Below are 5,621 nucleotides of genomic sequence, written 5' to 3' on the forward strand. Positions count from 1 at the left end.
AAGAACGTGGGAGCGCCGTCGTCGTGCTGTGACACGGGGGGGCCGCCCAGGCGCGAAAAGGGGCCTGGGCGTGGATAGCAGTGTCACGGGCTCGGTGCCCACCGCCTTCGTCGCGTGTCGCTGCGCAACGACGCGACTCCCACAGTGAAGTGGCGTGTTGTTTCAGAACGTGGGAGCGCCGTCGTCGCGAAGCGATACGGGGCGATAGCAGTGTTACGGAACCCAATGCGCACCACCCACGCCATCGTCCCTGGGTGGGCCCCACGTCTTGCTGCTCTGCGACGCGATTCCAACGGAACCGGTGGTTGACCCGGTGTGCTTAGCGAAACATCGGCGGGCGGGCGTCGACCCAGGCGCCCTGTTGCGCGCCCGATTCGGCCACGGCGGCGACAGCGGCCATTGAGCGCAGACCGTCCACGGCGCGCGGGTACAGGTCGCTGGCCGGGTCCACGGCGGCGCCGGCGGTGTGGGCACGGATCACGTCCGCAAGGTCCTTGTAGATGTTGGCGAAGGCGAGTGGCATGCCCTCGGCGTGGCCAATGGTCACGCGTGTCGTGCGATCGGCCTCGGGTGAGAGGTTTGCTTCGCCGCGTTCGATCACCTGCAAGCGGCCGTTCAGGGGCATCCAGTAGAGCTGGTTCGGGTGTTCTTGCGACCAGCGCAAGCCGCCGGTTTCGCCAAACACCTGAATGCCAAGCCCGTGTTGACGGCCTATCGCGACGGACGAGGTCCACAGACGACCGACGGTGCCACCGTCCATGCGGAAATTCACCATGGCGTCGTCCTCGAGCTCGCGCGATGCAATGCACGAGACGATGTCGGCGGAGAGTGTGGTGACCTCCTGGCCGGTGACAAAGGAGGCCATGTGCAGGGCGTGGATGCCGCAGTCGGCGAACTGCGCCGAGACGCCGGCCTGCGCCGGGTCGTAGCGCCAGCGCACGCGGGGGTTGTCGGCGTCCGCGGCGTCGGCGTGGTGGCCGTGGGCGAACTCGGCGTTGACCACCCGAATGGCGCCGAGGTCGCCGCGGGCGACCATGGCGCGCATGTGGCGCACCAGCGAATACCCGCTGTAGCCGTAGTTGACCGCGCACACGCGCCCGCTGGCCTCGGCGGTGCGCACGATGTCTTCGCCTTCCTCGACGGTCATGGTCATGGGCTTCTCGCACAAGACGTGGAAGCCCGCCTCGAGAAAGGCCTTGGTGATCTCGTAGTGCGTGGCGTTCGGTGTCGCCACGGTCACGAGGTCCACACGGTCGTCGCGGTCGCGCTCGCCCGCGAGCATCTCCTGCCAACTGCCGTAGGCGCGGTCGGTGGCGAGGCCGAGGCGCTGGCCGTAGTCTCGGCCGGCCTCCGGTCGGTGGTCGAGTGCCCCCGCGGTGAAGTCGAACAGGCCGTCGAGTCCGGCGCCCAGGCGGTGGGCCGGTCCGATCTGGCTGCCTTCGCCGCCGCCGATCATGCCCCAGCGGAGTTTGTTCATGTTCTGTCCTCAGGTGGTTGCCAGGCCGTCGGCCGGCAGCGTGGGCGTGTCGCCCGTCGTGTGGTAGCTCGCCGTGTGCGTGCACGCTGTCACGCGCGGCGCGTGCGTGCCCTCATGCCAGCACCACCGCCGGCGGCGGGTGGCGCCAACACCCCATTCGGCCGAAGTCGGGGTGGATGAAATCCGGGTCGCGGGTGCAACCGAGCCGTTTGGCGAGGCTCGCCGAGCGGGTGTTTTCGATGCTCACCAGGCTGATCGCGGTGGTCCAGCCGAGGGTGTCGTAGGCGTAACGGCGGGCTGCGGTGGCCGCTTCGAAGGCGATGCCCCGGCCCTCGGCGTGGGCGAACACGGACCACGCGATTTCCGGCTCGGGCCAGTCGGCGGGGTGGTAGGGCCCGGTCACCCCGAGTGCCGCGTCGCTCTCGCGGTCGGCGATCATGAACCGGCCGAAACCGCGCAGGTGCCAGTGGCCGATCAGTTCGCCGAGTTGGTCGAAGGCCTGGGCCTCGGTGTACGGCCCGCCCACGAAGACGCTGCGCACCGGGTCGGCCCGGAACGCGGCGAAGGCCTCGAAATCATCGAGCCGCGGTGCGCGCAAGCGCAGGCGCGGGGTCTCGAGCGTCGGGATGGTGATGGGGTTCGCCATGCGCGCTCAGTGGAAACCGATCGACTCGAGGTAGCGGCGGTTCAGGCGCGCGTCGCCGACCGGGTCGGGGTCGAGTGTGGGGTCGCAGTCCTGCTCGATGGTGCACCACCCGGAGAAGTCCGCGTCGACCAGCAACTGGCGAACAGCCGGAAAATCCACTTCCCCGTCGCCGAGGTTGCAAAAAATGCCCTGCCCACAGGCATCGTAGAAACCGGTGCGGTTGGCGATCACGTTGGCTTTCACCTGCGGACTGGTGTCCTTGAAGTGCACGTAGCTGATGCGGTCGATGTGGCGCTGCATGAAGGCGACCGGGTCGAAGCCCGCGTAGGTGCAGTGCCCGGTGTCGATGCAGATTTTCAGGATCCCGGGGTCGACCTCGGCGAGCAGGCGTTCGACCTCGGGTTCGAAGTCCATGAAGCCGCCGGCGTGCGGGTGGATCTCCGGGATCAGGCCGTACTCCTCCGCGCCCATCCTGGCGACAGTCACGATGCGGTCGCGGTAGGCGGCCCACTCGGCTGTGTCCATCTGTTCGGCTTCGCCTGCGCGACCGGCCGTGGGGGCACGGCGCGGGGAGATCGAGTCGATCAGCACGAAGTGTGATGCGCCGTGGGCGACCAACGCCTCGCAGGTGCGTTTCGCGCCGTCGAGAACATCGTCCCACTGGGCCGGGTCGTGGAAGGCCCGAAACACCACACCGCCGATCAGCTCGAGGCCGTTTTCGGCCAGGGCCTCGCCAAGCACGGCGGGGTCCTCTGGCATGAAGCCGACCGGGCCCAGTTCGATGCCGGTGTAGCCGGCTGCGGCGCAGTCTTCGAGCACGGTCTGCCAACCGGGGTTGCGTGCGTCGTCGGCGAATTCCACACCCCAGGAGCAGGGCGCGTTACCAATCTTGATGGGCATGTACTCGGACCTCGTACACGGGTGTCAGGCCTGCCAGCAGAGGCGCGTTGGCAGCACGGATGTAGGGTTTCGGCTGTTTGCAACCGGTTGCATTTATTGTATCCTCGGGGCTGATTTGCGGTCAATTGGACGGCGCGTGCACGCTGCCGATACACCGCCCGTTGCACGGTGAGCCGCCCATGACACCTTCGCTTCTGCATGCCCTTGCCCGGAACCGGTTTGTGGTCATCGGGCGCGCGGGTATGGACTTCTACGCCGACCCCCCGGGCGCGCGCACCGAAGACGCCACGCACTTTTTCGCGAGCCTCGGCGGGTCGTCGGCGAACATCAGTGTCGCGCTCTGCAAACTCGGTGGCCAGGCGTCGTTGGTAACGTGTGTGTCGGACGATGCCATCGGCCGCTACTGCCAGAACCAGCTCGACCACTACGGCGTCGAGCGCACCCACGTGCGCAGCGTGGGCGGTGAGTTTCGCAATTCCCTTGCGGTCGTTGAATCCCGGATCGAAGACCACCAGTCGGTGATCTACCGCAACGGCGCGGCGGATTTCGAGATGTCGCGTGACGATGTTTCCGCGGTCGCCTACGGCGATTTCGGCGCACTGATCACCACCGGCACCGTGCTCGCAGCCGAGCCCTCGCGCAGCGCGGCGTTTCACGCCTTCGAGCTCGCCAAGGCCGCAGGTGTGCCGCTCATCTTCGACATCGATTACCGCCCTTACAGCTGGGTGTCGGCCGAAGACGCCGCCGAGACCTACTCTCGGGCCGGCGCACTCTGCGACATCATCGTCGGCAACGACGTGGAGTTCGGCTTCATGGCAGGCGACTACGACCGCGGGCTCGCCAAGGCACGCGAGTTGGCGCGCACGAGCGCGAGTATCGTGGTGTACAAGATGGGCGAGCTCGGCGCGATCACGATCACGCCCGACGCTGAAATCCGGACCGGCATCTACGCGGTCGAGGCACTGAAGCCGACCGGCGCCGGCGACAGCTTCATGGGTGGGTTCATTGCCGGACTCGCCGAGGGCCGCGGCCTCGAAGACGCCGTGCTGCGCGGTTCGGCGTGCGCGTCGATCGTGGTCGCCAAGGTCGGGTGTGCTCCGGCCATGCCCACCGCGCCCGAACTCGAGGCGTTTCTCTCTTCCCATGCTGGGCCGACCCAGCCCGCTTAAAGGAGTCCGGTTGTGCACATCGCACCCTACGACAACAACAACCAGCCGATCGTCGATATTGACAACCCGACGGTGCCGCTCAACTACTTCAACATCGTGAAGCTCGAAGCGGGACAGGCCTTCCAGTACCGGGTGCCGGGCTACGAGACCTGTATCGTCCCGGCCACCGGCACGGTCGACGTCGACGTCGAGGGCGTCAGCTTCGCCAAACTCGGCAACCGCGGCGAAGACGTCTGGGACGGTGAGCCTGAGGGAGTGTACGTGCCGGTCGGCGCCAACGTCACATTAAGCTGTGTGTCAGCGGCGGCCGAGGTCTTCATCGCGGGCGCACGCTACGACACCGTGCTCGATCCCTTCGATGTGCGCAGTGACGCACTCGACCTGGTCCAGTACGGCTCGGACGACACCAAGACGCACCGCAAGATCAAGCACATCCTCGGTCAGAAGCAGCACGACAAGGTGGGCCGTTTGCTGGTCAGCGAACTCTTCACCGTGGGCGCCGGTGGCTGGTCGGGTTTCCCGTCGCACAAACACGACACCGACCGCCTGCCGGTCGAGTCGCGCCACGACGAGACCTACAACTTCCGCTTCAAACCCAACCACGGCTCGGGCGTGCAGATGCTGCAGCGGGTCGACAACGAGCCGGGCGACGCCTACCACATCGTCGACGGCTCCACGATCTGCCTCGACAACGGCTACCACCCGTGTTGCGTGCTGCCGGGGTACGAGATGTATTACTTCACCATCCTCGGCGGGTTGAGCCAGCGGTCGCTCGTGCAGTACTTCCAGCCCACCCACGCTGACCAGATCGAGACGATTCCCGGCATCAAAGACATGATCGCGAAGTTCAAATGACCGTCGCGACCCTCGCGGAGGTCCTGCAACCCGCGCTGAAGCACGGCCACGCGGTGGCGGGTCTGGTCTGCCTGGGTTGGGAGGACATGCAGGCCTATGTGGCCGCGGCGGAGGCCGAGCAGTGTCCGGTGATACTGCAAGCCGGCCCCGGCTGTCGCGCATACACCCCCCTGCCGATACTCGGTGCGATGTTCAGGCACCTTGCCGAGCAGGCCTCTGTGCCGGTCGTCTGCCACCTCGACCACGGTTACCACATCGACGAGTGCCGTGAGGCCATCAACTGCGGGTTCACGTCCGTGATGTACGACGGTTCGCGCAAGCCGCTGCAGCAGAACACCGACGAGACCGCAGCCATTGTCGAACTCGCCCACGCTGCAGGCGTGTCGTGCGAAGGTGAGATCGGCTTTGTCGGCTACGACAACGGGGAGGCCTCCGAGGGCACCGACCCGGCCGAGGCGGCGGTTTTCGCGCGCGACACCCGCGTGGATGCCATGGCCATCTCCGTTGGCAACGTCCACCTGCAACAGGGTGCTGGCGATGGCCTCGACATCGAACGCATCCGCGCGATCGAGGC

The 5,621-nt window shown here is 66.8% G+C and carries 6 protein-coding genes; 3 read left to right on the plus strand and 3 right to left on the minus strand.

The window, feature by feature from the left end; translation table 11 throughout:
- Positions 1 to 319 precede the first annotated feature (319 nt).
- The 3 genes from AAGA11_22485 to AAGA11_22495 all read right to left on the minus strand — a co-directional run bounded on the left by AAGA11_22485 (position 320) and on the right by AAGA11_22495 (position 3,023).
- Positions 320 to 1,477 carry a Gfo/Idh/MocA family oxidoreductase gene (locus AAGA11_22485; protein ID MEM9605644.1) on the minus strand — a complete coding sequence of 386 codons (1,158 nt, stop codon included), beginning with the start codon at positions 1,475 to 1,477 and terminating at the stop codon, positions 320 to 322.
- A gap of 112 nt (positions 1,478 to 1,589) precedes the next feature.
- Complete coding sequence (locus AAGA11_22490; protein ID MEM9605645.1) at positions 1,590 to 2,123, minus strand: GNAT family N-acetyltransferase; 534 nt, start codon at positions 2,121 to 2,123, stop codon at positions 1,590 to 1,592.
- Positions 2,124 to 2,129: 6 nt separating this feature from the next.
- The gene (locus AAGA11_22495; GenBank protein MEM9605646.1) at positions 2,130 to 3,023 is read right to left on the minus strand and encodes a TIM barrel protein; all 894 of its coding nucleotides are present in this window, start codon (positions 3,021 to 3,023) and stop codon (positions 2,130 to 2,132) included.
- 179 nt (positions 3,024 to 3,202) lie between these two features.
- Here AAGA11_22495 and iolC point away from each other — a divergent pair, with 179 nt between their 5' ends.
- The 3 genes from iolC to AAGA11_22510 all read left to right on the plus strand — a co-directional run.
- Positions 3,203 to 4,192: a 5-dehydro-2-deoxygluconokinase gene (gene iolC, locus AAGA11_22500; GenBank protein MEM9605647.1), complete on the plus strand. Its 990-nt coding sequence runs from the start codon at positions 3,203 to 3,205 to the stop codon at positions 4,190 to 4,192.
- Between the two features lie 12 nt (positions 4,193 to 4,204).
- On the plus strand, positions 4,205 to 5,047 hold the full coding sequence (locus AAGA11_22505; GenBank protein MEM9605648.1) for a 5-deoxy-glucuronate isomerase: 843 nt from the start codon (positions 4,205 to 4,207) through the stop codon (positions 5,045 to 5,047).
- Positions 5,044 to 5,621 (plus strand): class II fructose-bisphosphate aldolase (locus AAGA11_22510; protein MEM9605649.1); only part of this gene is annotated, 578 nt, incomplete at its 3' end. The genes AAGA11_22505 and AAGA11_22510, both read left to right, overlap by 4 nt.

This window comes from Pseudomonadota bacterium (assembly GCA_039196715.1).
GTDB lineage: Bacteria > Pseudomonadota > Gammaproteobacteria > CALCKW01 > CALCKW01 > CALCKW01.

What these genes read in the sequence shown, in the direction of transcription:
- AAGA11_22485 (MEM9605644.1), bottom strand. Translation starts at nt 1,477, where the DNA reads ATGAACAAACTCCGCTGGGGCATGATCGGCGGCGGCGAAGGCAGCCAG.
- AAGA11_22490 (MEM9605645.1), bottom strand. Translation starts at nt 2,123, where the DNA reads ATGGCGAACCCCATCACCATCCCGACGCTCGAGACCCCGCGCCTGCGC.
- AAGA11_22495 (MEM9605646.1), bottom strand. Translation starts at nt 3,023, where the DNA reads ATGCCCATCAAGATTGGTAACGCGCCCTGCTCCTGGGGTGTGGAATTC.
- iolC (MEM9605647.1), top strand. Translation starts at nt 3,203, where the DNA reads ATGACACCTTCGCTTCTGCATGCCCTTGCCCGGAACCGGTTTGTGGTC.